This window comes from Bradyrhizobium uaiense (assembly GCF_010811875.1).
GTDB classification, from domain to species: Bacteria; Pseudomonadota; Alphaproteobacteria; order Rhizobiales; family Xanthobacteraceae; genus Bradyrhizobium; species Bradyrhizobium uaiense.
Window position 1 is genome coordinate 1 of record NZ_VKHP01001058.1, and the last position, 240, is coordinate 240.

Annotated in this window: 1 pseudogene; it reads right to left on the bottom strand. The window is 59.2% G+C overall.

Annotation, left to right across the window (positions count from 1 at the left end):
- Nucleotides 1-240, bottom strand: a pseudogene (locus tag FNJ47_RS48760) (IS701 family transposase); the annotation flags it as partial.

Below are 240 nucleotides of genomic sequence, written 5' to 3' on the forward strand. Positions count from 1 at the left end.
GATCCGTCGCCGCAGGGAGATTGGCAAGATAGTATTTCTTCTCCCCTGAGGCACGTTGCTCGCCAATGAGCCAAGCTTCGTCGCCCGGGAGATGCTGCTGACCTTTATCCCAAATCCGCTGCGGAGGTCCGTCGGCGGTGCGGACACGGACAGCAGCAAATCGGGCTTTCAACCGACCTTTGGTCCCGCTGCGCCAACTCACGGTTTTCCATTTGGCACTGGCCAGCATTTGTTCTGCCG